The organism is Brevibacterium casei CIP 102111 (genome assembly GCF_900169275.1).
GTDB classification, from domain to species: Bacteria; Actinomycetota; Actinomycetes; order Actinomycetales; family Brevibacteriaceae; genus Brevibacterium; species Brevibacterium casei.
Genome location: NZ_FXZC01000003.1, coordinates 65,777 through 84,066 on the forward strand (window position 1 = coordinate 65,777; position 18,290 = coordinate 84,066).

Annotated in this window: 14 protein-coding genes; 5 read left to right on the forward strand and 9 right to left on the reverse strand. The window is 67.5% G+C overall.

All coding sequences use genetic code 11. The features are described 5' to 3' along the window. The first annotated feature begins 13 nt into the window (after positions 1 to 13). The gene (locus BC102111_RS07275; RefSeq protein WP_009379165.1) at positions 14 to 697 is read left to right on the forward strand and encodes a DUF1707 SHOCT-like domain-containing protein; all 684 of its coding nucleotides are present in this window, start codon (positions 14 to 16) and stop codon (positions 695 to 697) included. Further along, positions 694 to 1,719, forward strand: a complete 1,026-nt coding sequence (locus BC102111_RS07280; RefSeq protein ID WP_009379164.1) for a 6-phosphofructokinase — start codon at positions 694 to 696, stop codon at positions 1,717 to 1,719. Before BC102111_RS07275 ends, BC102111_RS07280 begins: the two co-directional genes overlap by 4 nt. Positions 1,720 to 1,847: 128 nt before the next feature. Here the strand turns inward: BC102111_RS07280 and BC102111_RS07285 are convergent, their stop codons facing one another. After that, a complete protein-coding gene (locus BC102111_RS07285; RefSeq protein WP_009379162.1) occupies positions 1,848 to 5,720 on the reverse strand; it encodes a DNA-directed RNA polymerase subunit beta' in 3,873 nt (1,290 codons plus the stop codon). A 70-nt stretch (positions 5,721 to 5,790) separates the two neighbouring features. Beyond that, a complete protein-coding gene (gene rpoB / locus BC102111_RS07290) occupies positions 5,791 to 9,270 on the reverse strand; it encodes a DNA-directed RNA polymerase subunit beta (RefSeq protein WP_009379160.1) in 3,480 nt (1,159 codons plus the stop codon). Positions 9,271 to 9,532: 262 nt separating this feature from the next. Here rpoB and BC102111_RS07295 point away from each other — a divergent pair, with 262 nt between their 5' ends. Both BC102111_RS07295 and BC102111_RS07300 read left to right on the forward strand, forming a co-directional pair. Further along, complete coding sequence (locus BC102111_RS07295; RefSeq protein WP_009379159.1) at positions 9,533 to 10,054, forward strand: PadR family transcriptional regulator; 522 nt, start codon at positions 9,533 to 9,535, stop codon at positions 10,052 to 10,054. Next, a complete protein-coding gene (locus BC102111_RS07300) occupies positions 10,051 to 10,428 on the forward strand; it encodes a hypothetical protein (RefSeq protein ID WP_009379156.1) in 378 nt (125 codons plus the stop codon). Before BC102111_RS07295 ends, BC102111_RS07300 begins: the two co-directional genes overlap by 4 nt. A 5-nt stretch (positions 10,429 to 10,433) precedes the next feature. Here BC102111_RS07300 and BC102111_RS07305 read toward each other — a convergent pair whose 3' ends face one another. Further along, a complete protein-coding gene (locus BC102111_RS07305; protein WP_009379155.1) occupies positions 10,434 to 11,519 on the reverse strand; it encodes a GNAT family N-acetyltransferase in 1,086 nt (361 codons plus the stop codon). A gap of 128 nt (positions 11,520 to 11,647) precedes the next feature. On the opposite strand from BC102111_RS07305, the gene BC102111_RS07310 reads away from it, so the two are divergent. Next, positions 11,648 to 12,547, forward strand: coding sequence for an MBL fold metallo-hydrolase (locus BC102111_RS07310; RefSeq protein WP_009379152.1), 900 nt, complete (start codon positions 11,648 to 11,650; stop codon positions 12,545 to 12,547). Between the two features lie 124 nt (positions 12,548 to 12,671). Here BC102111_RS07310 and BC102111_RS07315 read toward each other — a convergent pair whose 3' ends face one another. The 6 genes from BC102111_RS07315 to BC102111_RS07340 form a co-directional block, all read right to left on the reverse strand. Next, positions 12,672 to 13,817: a hypothetical protein gene (locus tag BC102111_RS07315; RefSeq protein WP_009379150.1), complete on the reverse strand. Its 1,146-nt coding sequence runs from the start codon at positions 13,815 to 13,817 to the stop codon at positions 12,672 to 12,674. Further along, on the reverse strand, positions 13,814 to 14,629 hold the full coding sequence (locus BC102111_RS07320) for a hypothetical protein (RefSeq protein WP_101623925.1): 816 nt from the start codon (positions 14,627 to 14,629) through the stop codon (positions 13,814 to 13,816). Before BC102111_RS07320 ends, BC102111_RS07315 begins: the two co-directional genes overlap by 4 nt. Continuing rightward, entirely contained in the window at positions 14,626 to 15,873 is a 1,248-nt protein-coding gene (locus BC102111_RS07325) for a hypothetical protein (RefSeq protein WP_101623926.1), read from the reverse strand. The genes BC102111_RS07320 and BC102111_RS07325 overlap by 4 nt, the downstream gene beginning before the upstream one ends. Positions 15,874 to 16,032: 159 nt before the next feature. Then, the gene (gene rplL / locus BC102111_RS07330; protein WP_009379144.1) at positions 16,033 to 16,419 is read right to left on the reverse strand and encodes a 50S ribosomal protein L7/L12; all 387 of its coding nucleotides are present in this window, start codon (positions 16,417 to 16,419) and stop codon (positions 16,033 to 16,035) included. 57 nt (positions 16,420 to 16,476) lie between these two features. Beyond that, entirely contained in the window at positions 16,477 to 17,010 is a 534-nt protein-coding gene (gene rplJ / locus BC102111_RS07335; protein WP_009379140.1) for a 50S ribosomal protein L10, read from the reverse strand. A 299-nt stretch (positions 17,011 to 17,309) separates the two neighbouring features. Continuing rightward, positions 17,310 to 18,179 carry an alpha/beta fold hydrolase gene (locus BC102111_RS07340; RefSeq protein WP_101623927.1) on the reverse strand — a complete coding sequence of 290 codons (870 nt, stop codon included), beginning with the start codon at positions 18,177 to 18,179 and terminating at the stop codon, positions 17,310 to 17,312. Positions 18,180 to 18,290 lie beyond the last annotated feature (111 nt).

Here is an 18,290-nt window from a genome sequence, read left to right on the forward strand (position 1 = left end):
TACACTGGTGACCATGTCCGACGAACAGCCAGAGCTCCCCTCCCGTCCGCGGATCCGCGCCTCTGACAAGGACCGCGACGCCGTGCTCGCCGTCATCACCGACGCCGTCTCGAACGGTCGCCTCGACCCCGAGGAGACCGCTGAGCGGCAGGACGAGGCGATCGCGGCGAAGTACCTCGACGAACTCATGCCGCTCATCGTCGACCTTCCCGAGGGCAACGACCTCCACCGATCGCTCGAGGCGCAGACGGGCGGAACGACCCCCGGATCGCAGATCGTCCCCGGCAACCGACCCGCACCGCTGTCGCCGCTCGCCGCACCCGGCACCTCGGCGCCGGTGAACTCCGTGGCGATCATGTCCGGGCGCGAGATCGACGTGCCCGCCGGCACCGCCGAGGTGACGACGTACGCGCTCATGGGCGGGGACAACATCGACCTCTGCGAGGTGATGGGCCCCGGTGTCACCGTCGAGCTCCACTCCTTCGCGATGTGGGGCGGCAACGACATCTACGTCCCGCCGGGCGTGCGGATCAAGGACGAGACGATCAACATCATGGCCGGCAACGAGGTCCGGCAGTCCGCCCGCGGCGACGGATCGAACGGAACGCTCGTGCTCAAGGGCATGTCGCTCATGGCCGGCCACGACATCCACCTGGCGAAGGGCTACCGAGGAAAGGACCAGGGACAGCTGACATGAGAATCGGGATCCTCACCTCCGGCGGCGACAGCCCCGGACTCAACGCCGTCATCCGCGGCATCGTCCGCAAGGGCATCCGCTCCCACGGCTCCTCGTTCGTCGGGATCAGGGACGGCTGGCGGGGACTCCTCGAGGACGACGTGTTCGAGATGTCGATGCTCGATGTCCGCGGCCTGTCCGGACGCGGCGGCACGATCCTCGGCACCTCCCGCACTCACCCCTACGAGGACGGCGGTCCGGCGCGGATGCGCGAGGTGATGGCCGCCCACGACATCGATGCGATCGTCGCGATCGGCGGCGAGGGGACGCTTTCGGGTGCCTCGCGCCTCGTCGAGGAGGAGGGGCTCAACATCGTCGGGGTGCCGAAGACGATCGACAACGACCTCGACAACACCGACTACACGTTCGGCTTCGACACCGCCCAGTCGATTGCCACCGAGGCGATCGACCGGCTGCGCACGACCGCTGAGTCGCACCACCGGTGCATGGTCATCGAGGTGATGGGCCGCAACGTCGGCTGGATCGCGCTGCACTCGGGTATGGCCGGCGGCGCGCACGCGATCCTCATGCCCGAGTTCCCCGTCTCGATGGACCAGATCGGGCAGTGGGTGACCTCGGCGAGGGACCGCGGTCGCGCCCCGATAGTCGTCGTCGCCGAAGGCTTCGTGCCCGAGGGCCTCGACGAGCAGATCGCCGACCGCGGTCTCGACAGCCGGGGCCGGGCCCGCCTCGGCGGCATCGCGAACTACCTCGCACCCCTCATCGAGGAGACCACGGGCATCGAGACCCGCGCGACGATCCTCGGACACCTGCAGCGCGGCGGCTCCCCCACCGCGTATGACCGGGTGCTCTCGACCCGGCTCGGCATGGCCGCAGCCGACCTCGCCCACGACGAGCAATGGGGGAAGATGGCGAGCCTCAAGGGCACCGACATCGTCGCCGTCGAGATGGCCTCGGCCGTCGACAGCCTCAAGACGGTGCCGCTCGACCGCTGGGAAGAGGCGCAGGTTCTCTTCGGGTAGTCGCGATCCGCGCGGAAGGCGTCGCAACCGCGCGAGCGGCGGCCCAAGCGCTGAATGCACGAGGGGCACCCACCGTGTCGGTGGGTGCCCCTCTGCCGTTCAGACCTCAGGCGGTCTGGAACTCAGACTCAGCTGAAGGCGCCGTAGTCGTAGTCCTCGAGCGGGATCGCGGAGCCGGAGTCGGCGCCGATGCCCGCGTAGAAGTCACCGTAGCTGTTGGTGAACATCTCGGCCTTCGCCTCCTCCGTCGGCTCCACAACGATGTTGCGGTGCGTCTGGAGGCCGGTGCCGGCCGGGATGAGCTTACCGAGGATGACGTTCTCCTTGAGCCCCATGAGCGTGTCCGACTTGCCTTCCATCGCGGCCTCGGTGAGGACGCGCGTGGTCTCCTGGAAGGACGCAGCCGAGAGCCACGACTCGGTGGCCAGCGAGGCCTTCGTGATGCCCATGAGCTCGTCACGGGCCGAAGCCGGCTGTCCGCCTTCGGCGACGACGCGACGGTTCTCCGCCTGGTAGCGGCCGCGGTCGACGAGCTCGCCGGGCAGCAGGTTGGTGTCGCCCGACTCGATGACGGTCACGCGACGCAGCATCTGCCGTACGATGACCTCGATGTGCTTGTCGTGGATGCCCACGCCCTGCGAGCGGTACACCTTCTGCACCTGCTCGACGAGGAAGCGCTCGGCCTCACGGCGACCGCGGATGCGCAGCACCTGCTTCGGATCGACAGCACCGACGACGAGCTGCTCGCCCGCCTTGACGTGCTGACCGTCCTCGACGAGGAGGCGGGCGCGCTTGGAGACTGCGTGCTCGATCTCCTCGCTGCCGTCATCGGGGGTGATGACGACGAAGCGGGTCTTGCGGCTGTCGTCGATCTTCGCCCGACCGGTCGCCTCGGCGATGGGGGCGAAGCCCTTCGGGGTGCGGGCCTCGAAGAGCTCGGTGACACGGGGCAGACCCTGGGTGATGTCACCCGAGGACGCCGCCACACCACCGGTGTGGAAGGTGCGCATCGTCAGCTGCGTGCCGGGCTCGCCGATCGACTGGGCAGCGACCGTGCCGATCGCCTCGCCGATGTCGACGAGCTTGCCGGTGGCCATCGAACGACCGTAGTGCATCGCCGAGATCTGCGTGTCCGAATCCGCGGTGAGCACGGAGTAGACCTTGAGCTCTTCGATGCCGGCGGCCACGAGGGTGTCGACGACCTCAGCGGTGACGTCCGTCTTCGCCGGGACGATGACGTTGCCGTCGGCGTCGGTGACGTCGGAGACCGTGAGACGGCCGTAGACGCTGGTCTCGACGAACTCGTGCGGAACGAGGTTGCCGTCGTGGTCGCGCTCGGCCACGGGCAGGGTGATGCCCTTGGTCGAATCGGTCTCCGCGGTGCGGATGATGACGTCCTGCGAGACGTCGACGAGTCGACGCGTGAGGTAACCGGAGTCAGCGGTACGCAGCGCCGTGTCCGCGAGGCCCTTGCGGGCGCCGTGGGAGGCGATGAAGTACTCGAGCACCGAGAGTCCCTCACGGTAGTTCGACGTGATCGGACGCGGGATGATCTCACCCTTCGGGTTCGTCACCAGACCGCGCATACCGGCGAGCTGACGGACCTGCATCCAGTTGCCGGACGCACCCGAGTCGACAAGGCGGAGCACGGAGTTCTCCTCCGGGAAGTTCGTCCGCATCACCTGGTCGACCTTCTCGGTGGTCTCGGTCCACAGCTTGACGAGCTCGTTGCGGCGCTCGTCGTCGGTGAGCGCACCGAGTTCGTACTGCTGCTGGACCTTCGTGTCGAGCGCCTCGGCGTTGTCGAGGATCTCCGTCTTCGCCTCGGGCGAGACGATGTCCGACATCGCCACGGTGATACCCGAACGAGTCGCCCAGTGGAAGCCGCCGGACTTGAAGTTGTCGAGCGTGTGCGCGACCTCGACCTTCGGGTACTCCTCGGCGAGGTGGTTGACGATCCGGCTCAGCGCCTTCTTGTCGATCGTCGAGTTGACGAACGTGTAGTCGGCGGGCAGGTACTCGTTGAACAGGGCACGGCCCAGCGTCGTGGTGACGTCGAGCGGCATACCCGGCTCCCAGCCCTCGGGAACCTCGAGGTCCGCACCCGGAACGACGTTCTCGAGGCGGATGGTCACGACCGAACCGAGGTCGAGCTCGCCGTGATCGAAGGCCATGATGGCCTCGCCGAGGCTGGAGAACGACCGGCCCTCGCCGGCGAGTCCCTTGCGCTCCGAGGTGAGGTGGTAGAGGCCGATGATCATGTCCTGCGAGGGCATGGTCACGGGCTTGCCGTCGGAGGGCTTGAGGATGTTGTTCGCCGAGAGCATGAGGATGCGGGCCTCAGCCTGCGCCTCGGGGCTCAGCGGCAGGTGGACAGCCATCTGGTCACCGTCGAAGTCGGCGTTGAAGGCCGAGCACACGAGGGGGTGGAGCTGGATGGCCTTACCCTCGATAAGCTGCGGTTCGAACGCCTGGATGCCGAGGCGGTGCAGGGTCGGTGCGCGGTTGAGCAGCACCGGGTGCTCGGTGATGACCTCTTCGAGGACGTCCCACACCTGCGGGTGCTGGCGCTCGACCATCCGCTTGGCCGACTTGATGTTCTGCGCATGGTTGAGATCGACCAGGCGCTTCATCACGAACGGCTTGAACAGCTCCAGGGCCATGGTCTTGGGCAGACCGGCCTGGTGGAGGCTGAGCTGCGGACCGACGACGATGACCGAACGGCCCGAGTAGTCGACGCGCTTGCCGAGCAGGTTCTGACGGAACCGGCCCTGCTTGCCCTTGAGCATGTCGGAGAGCGACTTGAGCGGACGGTTGCCCGGTCCGGTCACAGGACGTCCGCGACGGCCGTTGTCGAACAGCGAGTCGACGGCCTCCTGGAGCATCCGCTTCTCGTTGTTGACGATGATCTCGGGGGCGCCGAGGTCGAGGAGCCGCTTGAGGCGGTTGTTGCGGTTGATCACACGACGGTAGAGGTCGTTGAGATCCGAGGTCGCGAAGCGGCCGCCGTCGAGCTGGACCATCGGGCGCAGCTCGGGCGGGATCACCGGGACGACGTCGAGGACCATGCCCTCGGGGTTGTTGTCCGTGGTGAGGAACGCGTTGACGACCTTGAGGCGCTTGAGCGCGCGGGTCTTGCGCTGTCCCTTGCCGGTGTTGATCAGCTCGCGCAGCTTCTCGGCTTCGGCCTCGAGGTCGAAGTCGAGGAGGCGCTTCTGGATCGCCTCGGCGCCCATGGCACCGGTGAAGTAGAGGCCGAAGCGGGCGAACATCTCGCGGTAGAGGCTCTCATCGCCCTCGAGGTCGTTGACCTTGAGGTTCTTGAACCTGTCCCACACCTGCTCAAGACGGTCGATCTCGCGATCGGCGTTCTTGCGCAGCTTGTCCATCTCCTTGTCGGCGACATCGCGCAGCTTCTTCTTCGCCTGGGCGGAGCCGCCCTCGGCCTCGAGCGCTGCGAGATCCTCTTCGAGCTTCTTGGCACGACGGTCGATGTCAGCGTCGCGGCGGTCGCCGATCTGCTGCTTCTCGACGTCGATCTTGTTCTGCAGGCTCGGCAGATCCCGGTGACGGGACTCCTCGTCAACAGAGGTGATCATGTACGCGGCGAAGTAGATGACCTTCTCGAGGTCCTTCGGCGCGAGATCGAGCAGGTAGCCCAAGCGCGAGGGGACGCCCTTGAAGTACCAGATGTGGGTCACGGGAGCGGCAAGCTCGATGTGGCCCATGCGCTCACGGCGCACCTTGGCACGGGTCACCTCGACGCCGCAGCGTTCGCAGATGATGCCCTTGAAGCGGACGCGCTTGTACTTTCCGCAGGCGCACTCCCAGTCACGGGTGGGACCGAAGATCTTCTCGCAGAAGAGTCCGTCCTTCTCCGGCTTGAGGGTGCGGTAGTTGATGGTCTCAGGCTTCTTCACCTCGCCGTGGGACCAGCCGCGGATGTCATCCGCGGTGGCGAGACCGATCCTCAGCTCATCAAAGAAATTAACGTCAGGCACGTAAATCCTCTTTCCTGGCGATGGACTCGTGGTCCATCAGAAATTCTTGTGTCGGTTGGAGTGGAAGTGCTCAGACTTCTTCGACGGTCTGGGCTTCGCGGTAGGACAGGTCGATGCCGAGCTCTTCGGCTGCGCGGTAGACCTCGTCCTCCGAGTCGCGCATCTCGACCTGGCCGCCGTCGGAAGACAGGACTTCGACGTTGAGGCACAGGGACTGCATCTCCTTGATGAGGACCTTGAACGACTCGGGGATTCCCGGGTCGGGCAGGTTCTCACCCTTGACGATGGCTTCGTAGACCTTGACGCGGCCCGGGATGTCATCGGACTTGATCGTCAGCAGCTCCTGGAGCGTGTACGCAGCGCCGTAGGCCTCGAGGGCCCAGACTTCCATCTCACCGAAGCGCTGACCGCCGAACTGCGCCTTACCACCGAGCGGCTGCTGGGTGATCATCGAGTACGGGCCGGTCGACCGCGCGTGGATCTTGTCGTCGACGAGGTGGTGGAGCTTGAGCATGTACATGTAGCCGACCGAGATCGGGTACGGGAACGGCTCACCGGAGCGACCGTCGAACAGCTGGGCCTTGCCCGAGGAGTCGATGAGTCGGTCTCCGTCGCGGTTCGGGGTCGTGGCGTCGAGCAGTCCGCGCAGCTCCTGCTCGTGGGCACCGTCGAAGACCGGGGTGGCCAGGTTCGTGCCGGCCTCGGCTTCGCGGGCGAGCTGCGGAAGCTCCTCGGCCCACTCGGGGTTGCCCTCGATCTTCCAGCCCTGCTTCGAGATCCAACCGAGGTGGATCTCGAAGACCTGGCCGATGTTCATACGACGGGGCACACCGTGCGGGTTGAGGATGACGTCGACGGGGGTTCCGTCGGCGAGGAACGGCATGTCCTCGACCGGCAGGATCGTCGAGATGACGCCCTTGTTGCCGTGACGGCCGGCCATCTTGTCACCGATCGTGATCTTGCGTCGCTGGGCGACGTAGACGCGGACCATCTGGTTGACGCCCGGCGAGAGCTCGTCGTCGTCCTCACGGTCGAAGACGCGCACGCCGATGACGGTGCCGATCTCGCCGTGGGGCACGCGCAGCGAGGTGTCGCGGACCTCACGGGACTTCTCACCGAAGATCGCCCGGAGCAGACGCTCCTCCGGGGTCAGCTCGGTCTCACCCTTCGGGGTGACCTTGCCGACGAGGATGTCGCCGTCAGTGACCTCGGCGCCGATGCGGATGATGCCGCGATCGTCGAGGTCGGCCAGGGCGTCGGGCGAGATGTTCGGGATGTCCCGGGTGATCTCCTCGGCACCGAGCTTCGTGTCGCGGGCGTCGACCTCGTGCTCCTCGATGTGGATCGAGGAGAGGACGTCGTCCTGGACGAGACGCTGCGAGAGGATGATCGCATCCTCGAAGTTGTAGCCCTCCCACGACATGAACGCGACGAGGAGGTTCTTGCCGAGAGCCATCTCGCCGTTCTCCGTCGACGGTCCGTCGGCGAGCACAGCACCGGCCTCGACGCGGTCTCCCTCGTCGACGATGATGCGCTGGTTGTAGGACGTGCCGTGGTTCGAGCGCTTGAACTTCGCGGCCCGGTAGGTCTGCATCGTGCCGTCGTCGGCGAGGACCGTGACGAAGTCAGCCGAGACCTCGGTGACGACGCCCGCCTTCTCCGCGACGATGACGTCGCCGGCGTCGACGGCCGCACGGTACTCCATGCCGGTGCCCACAACGGGGGCCTCGGACATGACCAGCGGCACAGCCTGACGCTGCATGTTCGCACCCATGAGGGCGCGGTTCGCGTCGTCGTGCTCGAGGAACGGGATGAGCGCCGAGGCGACGGACACCATCTGACGTGCGGAGACGTCCATGAAGTCGATCTGGTCGCGGAGCACCAGCTCGGCTTCGCCGCCGCCGCCCTTCGGACGGGCGAGGACCTCTTCCTCGGCGAAGCGCTGATCGTCGGTCAGCGGGGCGTTCGCCTGCGCGATGTTGTAGTCGAGCTCGTCATCGGCGGTGAGGTACTCGGTCTCGTCCGTGACGACGCCGTCGACGACCTTGCGGTACGGGGTCTCGATGAAGCCGAACGGGTTGATCCGGGCGTAGGAGGCGAGCGAACCGATGAGACCGATGTTCGGACCCTCGGGGGTCTCGATCGGGCACATGCGGCCGTAGTGCGACGGGTGGACGTCTCGGACCTCCATCGCCGCACGGTCGCGCGAGAGGCCGCCGGGTCCCAGCGCCGAGAGGCGGCGCTTGTGGGTCAGACCCGCGAGCGGGTTGTTCTGATCCATGAACTGCGACAGCTGCGAGGTTCCGAAGAACTCCTTGATCGCGGCGACGACGGGACGGATGTTGATGAGCGTCTGCGGCGTGATCGCCTCGACGTCCTGGGTGGTCATGCGCTCGCGCACGACGCGCTCCATGCGGGAGAGGCCCGTGCGGACCTGGTTCTCGATGAGCTCGCCGACGGCGCGGATGCGGCGGTTGCCGAAGTGATCGATGTCGTCGAGCTTGACGCGCACCTCGATCTCCTCGCCGTCGCGCTCACCCTTCGTCGTCTCGACTCCGGCGTGGAGGGAGACGAGGTAGCGGATGGTCGCGGCGATGTCGTCGACAGAGAGCACCGAGTCCGACAGCGGGGCATCGACGCCGAGCTTCCGGTTGACCTTGTAGCGGCCGACCTTGGCCAGGTCGTAGCGCTTGGGGTTGAAGTAGAGGTTGTTGAGCAGGTTGCGCGCAGCCTCGGCGGTCGCGGGCTCGGCGGGACGCAGCTTCTTGTAGATGTCGAGCAGCGCCTCCTCCTGCGTGGAGACGGTGTCCTTCGCCAGGGTCTCGCGGATCGACTCGAACTCGCCGAACTCCTCGAGGATCTTCGACTCGGTCCAGCCGAGGGCCTTGAGCAGCACGGTGACCGACTGCTTGCGCTTGCGGTCGAGGCGGACGCCGACCTGGTCGCGCTTGTCGACCTCGAACTCGAGCCATGCACCGCGGGAGGGAATGATCTTCGCGGAGAAGATGTCCTTGTCCGTGGTCTTGTCGACGCTCGACTCGAAGTAGGCGCCCGGCGAACGGACCAGCTGCGAGACGACGACGCGCTCGGTGCCGTTGACGATGAACGTGCCCTTGTCGGTCATGAGCGGGAAGTCGCCCATGAAGACGGTCTGGGACTTGATCTCGCCGGTGTTGTTGTTCATGAACTCGGCGGTGACGTAGAGCGGCGCCGAGTAGGTCATGTCGCGTTCCTTGCACTCGTCGATCGAGTACTTGGGAGCTTCGAACCTGTGCTCACGGAACGACAGCGACATCGATCCGCCGAAGTCCTCGATCGGCGAGATCTCTTCGAAGATGTCCTCGAGACCGGAGGTGGTCGCGACGGAGTCGTCTCCGATTTCGATGGCCTCGGCGACGCGGTCCTGCCACGCTTCCGATCCGATGAGCCAGTCGAAGCTGTCGGTCTGGAGTCCGAGCAGGTCGGGAACCTCGAGCGGTTCGCGGATCTTCGCGAACGAGATTCTCTTGGGGGGATTAGCGGTCCTGGTGTTATCGTTGGCGGCGGCCAATGGGATCCTTCCGAGTGCTTCACCAATTGACGCGTTGCCACCCCACCCCGACCGGCTGCCGATCCGTGTGTCGGTTTCGACACCGGGCGACGACGTGGTTCACTGGAGTGGAACTGGCCTGCCCCCCGCTATATGAAGGCACGCCACAGGCACAGCAACGCAAATATCAAGCTTATAGCATTCGGTCAAGTCCCGCAAGGTCCGTCTCCGAACCCCGTCTCCCACCCGTGACATCGATATCCCTCAAGGGTATATTCAGGTCATGGTGTTCCTCCTTCTCGGACTCCTCCACGACGGACCGCGCACCCTCTACGACCTTCACCGAAGGTTCTCCCGCGGGATCTCGCTGTTCTACGCCGCGAGCTTCGGCAGCATCCAGCGGGCCCTCGACCGTGCTCGCGACAGCGGTTGGGTCACGGTCGACGACGTTCCCGATTCGGCGCGCGGGCGCCGGCTCTACTCGCTCACGGCCGCAGGGCGGACACGCTGGCGGGAATGGATGGGCGAACCACCCACCGGGTCGAATCCGGAGCAGACCATGCTCGCGAAGGTCTACCTGCTCGGCCGGCTGCCGGAGACCGAGCGCGCGGCATGCCTCGCGGAGATCCGCTCGCGACTCGACGCCGATGCGTCTGCGCTGACAGCCCTCGCCGCTGACCTCGATGCCGCCGAGGTACCGGATGCCGCGCGGGAGAACCATCGCTTCGAGAGGGCCACCCTCGACTACGGGCTGCGCTCCCACGCCCTGGCAGTGCAGTGGCTCGACGACCTGGAGCAGTCGTGACCCTCGCCCTGATCATCGCCCTGGTGCTGCTCGCCGCCCTCGCCGCCCTCCAGATCCTCGGGGCGGCGGGGCTGCCCGTCGGCAGTCTGCTCTGGGGCGGGCGAGAACGCGTGCTGCCGACCCGGCTGCGGCTCTCGAGTCTCGCGACCCTCGCCGCCTACGCGGTCTTCGCCGCCCTGCTGCTCAGCCGCACGGGGGTGCTGCCCGGCCGGGACTCCACCGTCGTCATCGTCGCGACATGGGTGCTCGTCGGCGTGCTCGCCCTGAGCACGGTGGCCAACGCAGTCTCCGGCAGCCGGACCGAACGCGCGACGATGGTGCCGACCGGGGCGGTGCTCACGGTGGCCGTCCTTGTCATCGCGCTCGGCTGGTGACGGCCTCACTCCCCCGCCGTGGCGCCCGTGGGCAGCACCTTCTTCCACACGCTCGTCCACGCGAACGTCTCGAATCCGGCGAGGTCGTTGATCGCGAGCATCCACGTGTTCTCCGCCGCATTCCACGTGTAGACCCGCTCGACCGCCGACTCCTGCAGCAGCGCCGCGTGGTTGGCCCTCTTGAGCCTCGCGCCGAGGCGGTGCCCGCGGTGCTCGCGGATGACGAGAGTCCCACCCTGGTCGCCGACCTCGGGGCGGTCGGCGAAGTGGGCGGCCTGAGTGTAGCCGGCTACCTCGTCGCCCTTCATCGCCAGCGCCGTCATCATCCGTTTGCCGGATGCCTCCCGGTCGGCGTCGTTCGCACGCACCCGGTCGGCATCCCAGAACTCCTCCTCCTCGAGGTCGGCGGCCCCGGGCGTGTCCGTCGACATCCTCCGGTGGAGGAGGGCGAGCGCCTCGAGGTGCTCCTCGGGGGTGGGTCCGGCCCACGTGAGGATCGTGTAGCCGTCGTCGCCCTCGTCCTCCGCACCCAGCCCTCCCCCGGCCTCGCGGATCCGCACGACCGAGCACCGTTCGAGCTGCCGCAGAGAGTACCCGTGGGTGCGGGCGAAGGCGACCTCCGGCAGGGTCGAGGGCAGCGCCCCCGTCCCCGAGGCCGCGGCGACTCGCGCGATCCGCGGATCGGCGTCGACGACCGCGGCCGGGGACTCACCGAAGCTCGTCAACCTCGTCCGTCCGTCGCCGGCCAGCTGCTCCTCCATAGCCGCGAGCAGCTCGGTGCCGAGTCCCTGCCGGCGGTGCTCGGGGTGGACTGCGACGTGGATCTCGGCGGCATCCTCGTTGTCCTTGAGGCTGAGGTAGGCGATGCCCTTGGCGACGATGTCCGCGCCGAGGCGGCCGAGCCACAGCGCGTGCGTGAGATAGTCGTTCGTCCTCCGCAACGTCCGGCGCACCTCTCCGGGGCGGGGGTCGAAGTCGGGGCCGAGGCCGGAGGCTGAGTTGACGACGCGATCGAAGGCGACCACCTCGGCGACGGTGTCCTCGATCTCGGACTCGGTGAGCGAGCCTGCCGGGATGTGCGTGATCTCCATCGATCTCCTTGTCCTCGCGTGCCTGCGCCCGCCGCGGTGCGAAGCGCTCCGAGAGCGAGTCTAACCGCAGACGACGGCGAGGCCGTCGAGACCGGATTCGGGCCGGTGCCCGCCCGTACACTGGGGCCATGACGACCATCACCGTGCTCACGTTCGACCCGGCCGCCGTCAACTCCGGGATCATCACCGGCGCCGACCGCACCCTCATCGTCGACTCGAGTCCCGGGCCGGACACGGCCGCCCGCCTCGTCGAGCGCGCACAGGAGCTCAGCCGCGCTGCCAATGAGATCGTCACCCCCATCGATCTCGTCATCACCCACGACCACTGGGACCACCACCTCGGAGCCGCCGCCCTCGTCGCCGCCGGCATCGACCGCGTCTTCGCCTCCCCCGCCTTCGCCGCCGATCAGGCCGCGAGCACGTGGATCTCCCTCGACGCCCTGCGGACCAATCCCGACACCGCGGACTTCGCCGCGAGCCTGCCGGAGGATCCCGGCGACCTCCTCGTCGAGGTCACCCCCATCGCCGAGGCGGGTGCGGAGCCCACGGTGGTCGACCTCGGCGACTTCCCCGTCGAACTCTCTGTGCTCGGCGGACATTCCACGGCCGATGTCATCGTCAGCCTCCCCGAGGCCGGGATCGTCTTCACCGGGGACCTCGTCGAGGAGGGCTCCGCCCCGCAGGCCGGTGCCGACGCGTCCCTGAGCCATTGGGTCGAGAGCCTCCACGCGCTGCTCGCTCTCCCCGGGGCCGAGGTCTTCGTCCCCGGGCACGGGGTTCCTGTCGATCGGGCGTTCGTCGAACGACAGCTCGAGGACATCGACGGCTTCCGGCTCGCGTCCGTGCCCGGGCAGAGACCGGACACCGACCTGTCGACCGGGGGTTTCGGTGCCGACAGCGAGGACGTGTGGGAGGACGCGCAGGAGCATGAGCACGGGCCCGACGCCGAGGTGACCCTGCCCTCCCGTGCCATGCCCGGTGACCGCGACCGCACGATCCCGCGGGAGCTGACGTTGCCGATGGAGTGAGCCGGCCACTCGGGGCCTCGACTTTTGGACGCTCAGTGTCGATCTGCCGGCCCAGAATCGACACTCAGCGTCCTGGACACGGCCGCTGGACGCCGGTGACTCTCAGCAGATGGAGCCGGTCTGGTCAGGCCTCGCGGTCGAACTCTGGTCGTTCGCGGTGGAGCGCGGTGACGAGGTCGCCGCCGATCGCACCGAAAAGTGTGCGCGCCCAGATGCTCCGGGCCTCGACGTAGGGCCTGTCGCCGTCGAAGATCCACTGCAGTTCGCGCCCGGCGGCGAGGTCCTCTGCGCACATCCGGCACACGGGCACGCGGATGCTCTGCCCGTCGGCGTCGACCCGGGAGGTCGACTGCGCCTCACCGTGGAGCGGGTTGACCGTGCACAGGCTCTCCGGAAGGCTGCCCGTGCGACCGCGCCTCCTCCGGCCACCGCGCTGCGCCTCGGCGATCTCCCTGCCCGCCTGGCGGATGAGGACCATGGCCCCGGCGAGGTCGATCCGCGACGAGCTCGTGTCGTCGACGATGCGGCGGGCGATCTGGTAGGCGTCGAGGGCCCGCTCGACGCGGTCGGCATCGGCGGCGGGCAGGTCCGCGGTGTGGAGGCGGTCGATCGACTCGGCCAATGCCGTCGTGTCGTCGCTGATCGAATCCCGCAGCGAGTCGCGCTGGAGGGTGTCGACGCGGTCGAGGAGCCGCGAGGGCAGTCGGTAGGCCGCGCCCTGCCGGCGACGGCGCAACAGCCAGACACCGGCGATGACGAGGGCGAGGACGAGGATGGAGCCGCCGAGGAGGAGCGGGGCGAGTGATCCCGAACCGCTGTCTACGACGACTTCGCTGCCGGGCACCTCCTGCCCCGTGCCCGCCTGCGCCTCGGTGCGCTCCTGCGGATCGGCGTAGTAGCCGAGGAGGATGTTGAGCTTCGTCGTCGACGGGGTCGAGACGTTCCACTCCCCCATGGCGTTCGTGTACTGGTCCATGACCTCGATCTTCTGGTCCGTGTCCGCAAACGTCTGGTCGGCGATGAGACCGTCGGTGCCGTTGATCATGACGAAGGCCCCCTCGCCGCCGTGGGCGACCTTGACCTGCTGGAGCAGCTCGCGATCAACGCTCGGGGCGTCGACGGCGATGACGTAGACGGGGAAGTCGAGACCCTCGACCGTCGTCGTCGCCTTCTCCATCAGGGCGGGGTTGAGCCGGTCGGCGACGGCCGGGTCGATCCAGAACGGATCGGCCCCCAGCGCCTCGGCGATCTGCTCTCCGGTCGCGGTCATCGGCGCCTCCCTCCGGTCGGTCCCGACCGCACGGGCGCACCCTTCCGACTGCGGACCCTGCGCACGACCCACACGAGGAGAATCGCGGCGGGCACGCCGAGGACGAGGCCGAAGCCGACAGAGGTGATCGCGGACACCGCAGGGTAGGCGAGCTCCTCGGGTCGCTGCTCATCGCTGCGCTCGTCGACGTACTCGAGCTCGGCGTAGGGTTCGTCGACCTCGGTCTGCTTGAGCACCCGCACCCAGTCCAGCGCCCTGCCGGGCGGGGTGGAATCCGCGGCCGGCCGGGGGTAGTCGACGATCCTTCGTTCGATGCCCTTGTCCGCGACGTCCTCACTGGTGCTGCCGACGACGAGCACAGTCGCCTTCTCCTCCGGCAGCTCCCGGGCGATGCGGGCGGCGACGAGCTTCCCCTCACCGTCGGCGTCGTCGAGATCGGACAGCGTCATGAACGCGACGTAGACGGGGACCTCGGACCCGTCGAGTTCGTCGCGCAGGGTGTCGAGTTCGGGGTCGGTGACCGCCCACGCCTGGTACGCGTCGACGTAGATCGGGTCGGAGGCGAGGTCCTCGGCGATCGTGCGGTAGCGGGTCCGGTCGTAGTCGGCGTCGACGCGGGACTCGATGCGGTCGGAGTAGATCGAGTCGACGCGGATGTCGTCGCTGTTCGCCCGCTCGATGCGCTCGTCCTTCGCGTCGTCGAAGAGGGAGACGCTCCAGACGATCGCCCCGGCGGTGACCGCGGAGAAGACGACGGCGGCGATCGCGATGCGGATGAGGAGGGCAGTGCGGGAGGCACCGGAGCGTGTCATGACCGCCTCCCCGTCCGGACTGGGCGTTCGGCACCGGGCACGCCGTCGTCGAGGATGGCGTCCTCGAGCGGGGTGAAGCTGCCGAACCCGGAGAGCGCGTAGGCGTCGTCGCGCCGGAAGTAGGGCACGGGTCGGGAGGTGAGGATAGTCGGGTCCTTCGGCACCATAAGGCAGACGGGGTCGTGTCCGGCGTCGAGGTCGGCGATGCACGTCTGACAGGCATCGATGGTGAGCACAGTCCCCGACTGCTTCCACGCGATGCTCTCCACGGGCTTCGTATGCGCGGGGAAGAAGTAGCAGAACTCGGGCGCGGCGGTCTCGGCCGATGCCGCTCGGCGGCCGAGGCCGTTCATCGCCCGCAGCGCCCTGTCGGTGCGCACGAGGGCCCAGATCGCCTGGCGGTGGGAGTGGTCGGGAGAGGACGCCCAGTCGGGGTGGGCATCGGTGACCGCGTCGATGGCCCGCTGCACGCGCAGCCCGCGGTCGCGGATCGCCCAGCCCTCCTCGTCGGCGGAGGTGGGCTCCGGGAAGGGCTCGAGCGCCCGCGTGACCTCGGGGACGAGGCGGTGACGGCGGACGAGCTCCGGTTCGGTCGTCAGCTCCGACTTCCACCGGTACCGCGTCTTCCGGGTGAGCACCCACGCGGTGAGCCCGAGGGCGGCGAGGGTGGAGACGCCGAAGACGATGCCGTCGGGGTTGCCGAGGTCGAGGCCGGTCGCCTCGATGTAGTCCCCCCGTGACTCGCCGACGTCGACCGGGTCGAAGTCGGGCAGCGGCGGTGCCGGTTCCCCTGTCGCGGCGGCGACGAGGACGCGGAGGTGGTAGTCGACGGCGAGCTCGATGGGGAGGAAGTCGTCGCTTGACGAGCGCTGCAGGACCTGGGAGTTCGGCGGCACGCTCGGACCGTTCCCATCGACGAGGTAGGACCGGCTGCGGGCGGAGGTCTCGGCCTCGGTGAAGAGGACGAGAGCCTGGTCCTCTCCCGTCCGGTCGAACATCTCGAAGGCGAGGTCGGCGGTGAACGCGTCCCACTGGTCGTGGTAGCCGATCCAGATCTCCGGAGTCACGGCGACGAAGACGGGGAGTCCGGATCGGGCAGCGTTCTCGGTCGCCGTCTCGACCGCGCTCCGCTGCCTGTCGGTGAGACCGGGGGCGAGCGTGGGGTCGACCCAGAGCGGGCCGGTGTCCCAGGCCCCTCTGATGCGGTCCCGCAGCTGTCCGAGCAGGCGGTCGGTCGTCGTCATGGTTCCAACTCTACGGTGGGCGCTCACACCTGTTGTCACAGCCATGGTGCGGATCTGCCACCTGCCGCCCGGACAGGGCGCTGGGACGACGCGAGCCCCACAGCCGGATCGGCTGCGGGGCTCGTGCCTCTGCGGTCAGTCAGGCTGCCGCGAAGGTGATCACTTGAGGGTGACGGTCGCGCCGGCAGCCTCGAGGGTCTCCTTGGCCTTCTCGGCGTCTTCCTTCGAAGCGCCTTCGAGGACGGCCTTGGGGGCGCCGTCGACGAGGTCCTTGGCTTCCTTCAGTCCGAGCGAGGTGAGTCCACGGACTTCCTTGATGACGGGGACCTTCTTGTCGCCGGCCGATTCGAGGATGACGTCGAACTCGGTCTTCTCTTCAGCGGCGGCTTCTCCGCCACCGGCTGCCGGAGCGGCAACGGCGACAGCGGCCGGGGCAGCGGCCTCGACGTCGAATTCCTCTTCGAACTTCTTGACGAAGTCGGAGAGCTCGATGAGGGTGAGCTCCTTGAAAGCTTCGATGAGCTCGTCTGCAGTGAGCTTAGCCATGGTGGCCAATCCTTCCTGTGGTGGTCACCTGCGGTGACCGGGTTGATGGGGTGATGCTCAGGCGTCTTCGGCAGGAGCGGAGTCCTGCTTCTCGCGGAGGGCATCGACAGTGCGCGCGGCCTTGACCAGCGGAGCGGTGAAGAGGTAAGCCGCCTGGTGGAGGCTTGCCTTCATGGCACCGGCTGCCTTCGCAAGCAGCACTTCGCGGGATTCGAGGTCGGCGAGCTGGTTGACATTCTCAGCGCTGAGGGCGGCACCGTCGAAGTAGCCACCCTTGACGACGAGCTGAGAATTCGCCTTGGCAAAGTTACGCAGAGCCTTGGCAGCCTCAGGCGGTTCGCCGTTGACGAACGCGATCGCGGTGGGCCCGTTGAGGAGCTCATCGAGACCGGTCACGCCGGCTTCCTTGGCTGCAATCTTGGTCAGCGTATTCTTTACCACGGCGTAGCTGACGTTCTCACCAAGAGAGACGCGCAGCTCTTTCATCTGCGCGACGGTGAGACCGCGGTACTCGGTCAGCAATACAGCGTCGGAGTTCTCAAACTGCTGCTTGAGCTCCTCGACTGCGGCTGCCTTGTCTGGCCTCGCCATGGTATTCCTTTCGTACAGGCGCCGGTCTGCGTCCCGACAACGAAAAAAGCGCTCCACGCAGGTACGCGCGAAACGCTTCGAGGCTGAGAACGAGGTTCTCACTGAAGGATCTCTGGCTCACCTGCGAGGGTCACTCCTTGCGGAGTCTTCGTCTGCGGGCACAGGGATCCGATGGCGGATTCATGCATTCCCACAGAGACCGACGGTCTTCGGTGTCTCCAGCTTAGCCAGTCCCCCCGCGCTCAGTCCAATCGGGAGCCGTCGCTCCCCCGGAGACACTGGTCACATCACCTAAGTCCTCATGCGGTATGCGAACGCAGAAAAGGAACGAGAGATTCGACGAGCTCACCGGGAGCCTCCTCAGCCACGTGGTGACCGGAATCGATCGAATGCCCCGTGAGGCAATCGGCCCACTCACGCCAGATCTCCAACGGATCGCCGTAGAGGTCTTCGAGGTCGTCGCGGCGCGACCAGAGGATCTGCACCGGCATCCGCAGGCGTCTGCCGGCGGCTCTGTCCGCCTCCTCGTCAGCCCGATCAACGGTGAGTCCCGCTCGATAGTCCTCGAGCATCGCCGTGACCACCTCGGGATCGCGGGTCGCTCGGCGGAACTCCGCGAAGTTCTCCTCCCCCATCACAGCGGGGTCGCCGGAATACCAGGCATCCGGATCGGCGTTGATCACGCGCTCTGGCACCTCGGGCTGTGCGAAGAAGAACCAGTGCCACCATTGCGCGGCGAACTTCGCATCCGCCCGTCGCAGGTGCTCACTGATCGGCACACAGTCGATCAGGACGGCCGCCTGCGTCCGTTCGGGGCAGTCGAGAGCGAGCCGCAGACCCACGTAGCTGCCCCGGTCGTGACCGACGATGCTGAAGCGCTCGTGGCCGAGGGCGGTCATGACCGTCGCGATGTCTCCAGCTGAGGCACGTTTGGAATGCGGCCGATGATCCGGCGCCGGGCGCGGTCCGCGCGATCGCCCATAGCCTCTGAGGTCCGGGACGACCACCGTGAAGCCGGCACGGACGAGAGCCGGCGCAACGGCGTACCACGTCGACCCGGTACGCGGGTGACCGTGGAGGAGGACGACGGCCGGGCCATCCCCACCATGGCGGACATAGATCTCAGCGTCGCCGGTCCCAAAGGTCTCCGCGGTGAATGACTCGAACATGGAGTCATGGTCGCATGCCGCCCTGACATGACCCTTCCCTGACACACATGGGAGGACCGTGCCGGCGTTCGCAGCGGACGACGGCACGGTCCTCGGTCGGTGTGGGCGGAA

Coding starts and splice junctions, on each gene's coding strand:
- BC102111_RS07275 (WP_009379165.1), top strand. CDS start 14: ATGTCCGACGAACAGCCAGAGCTCCCCTCCCGTCCGCGGATCCGCGCC.
- BC102111_RS07280 (WP_009379164.1), top strand. CDS start 694: ATGAGAATCGGGATCCTCACCTCCGGCGGCGACAGCCCCGGACTCAAC.
- BC102111_RS07295 (WP_009379159.1), top strand. CDS start 9,533: ATGGTGTTCCTCCTTCTCGGACTCCTCCACGACGGACCGCGCACCCTC.
- BC102111_RS07305 (WP_009379155.1), bottom strand. CDS start 11,519: ATGGAGATCACGCACATCCCGGCAGGCTCGCTCACCGAGTCCGAGATC.
- BC102111_RS07310 (WP_009379152.1), top strand. CDS start 11,648: ATGACGACCATCACCGTGCTCACGTTCGACCCGGCCGCCGTCAACTCC.
- BC102111_RS07315 (WP_009379150.1), bottom strand. CDS start 13,817: ATGACCGCGACCGGAGAGCAGATCGCCGAGGCGCTGGGGGCCGATCCG.
- BC102111_RS07320 (WP_101623925.1), bottom strand. CDS start 14,629: ATGACACGCTCCGGTGCCTCCCGCACTGCCCTCCTCATCCGCATCGCG.
- BC102111_RS07325 (WP_101623926.1), bottom strand. CDS start 15,873: ATGACGACGACCGACCGCCTGCTCGGACAGCTGCGGGACCGCATCAGA.
- rplL (WP_009379144.1), bottom strand. CDS start 16,419: ATGGCTAAGCTCACTGCAGACGAGCTCATCGAAGCTTTCAAGGAGCTC.
- rplJ (WP_009379140.1), bottom strand. CDS start 17,010: ATGGCGAGGCCAGACAAGGCAGCCGCAGTCGAGGAGCTCAAGCAGCAG.
- BC102111_RS07340 (WP_101623927.1), bottom strand. CDS start 18,179: ATGTTCGAGTCATTCACCGCGGAGACCTTTGGGACCGGCGACGCTGAG.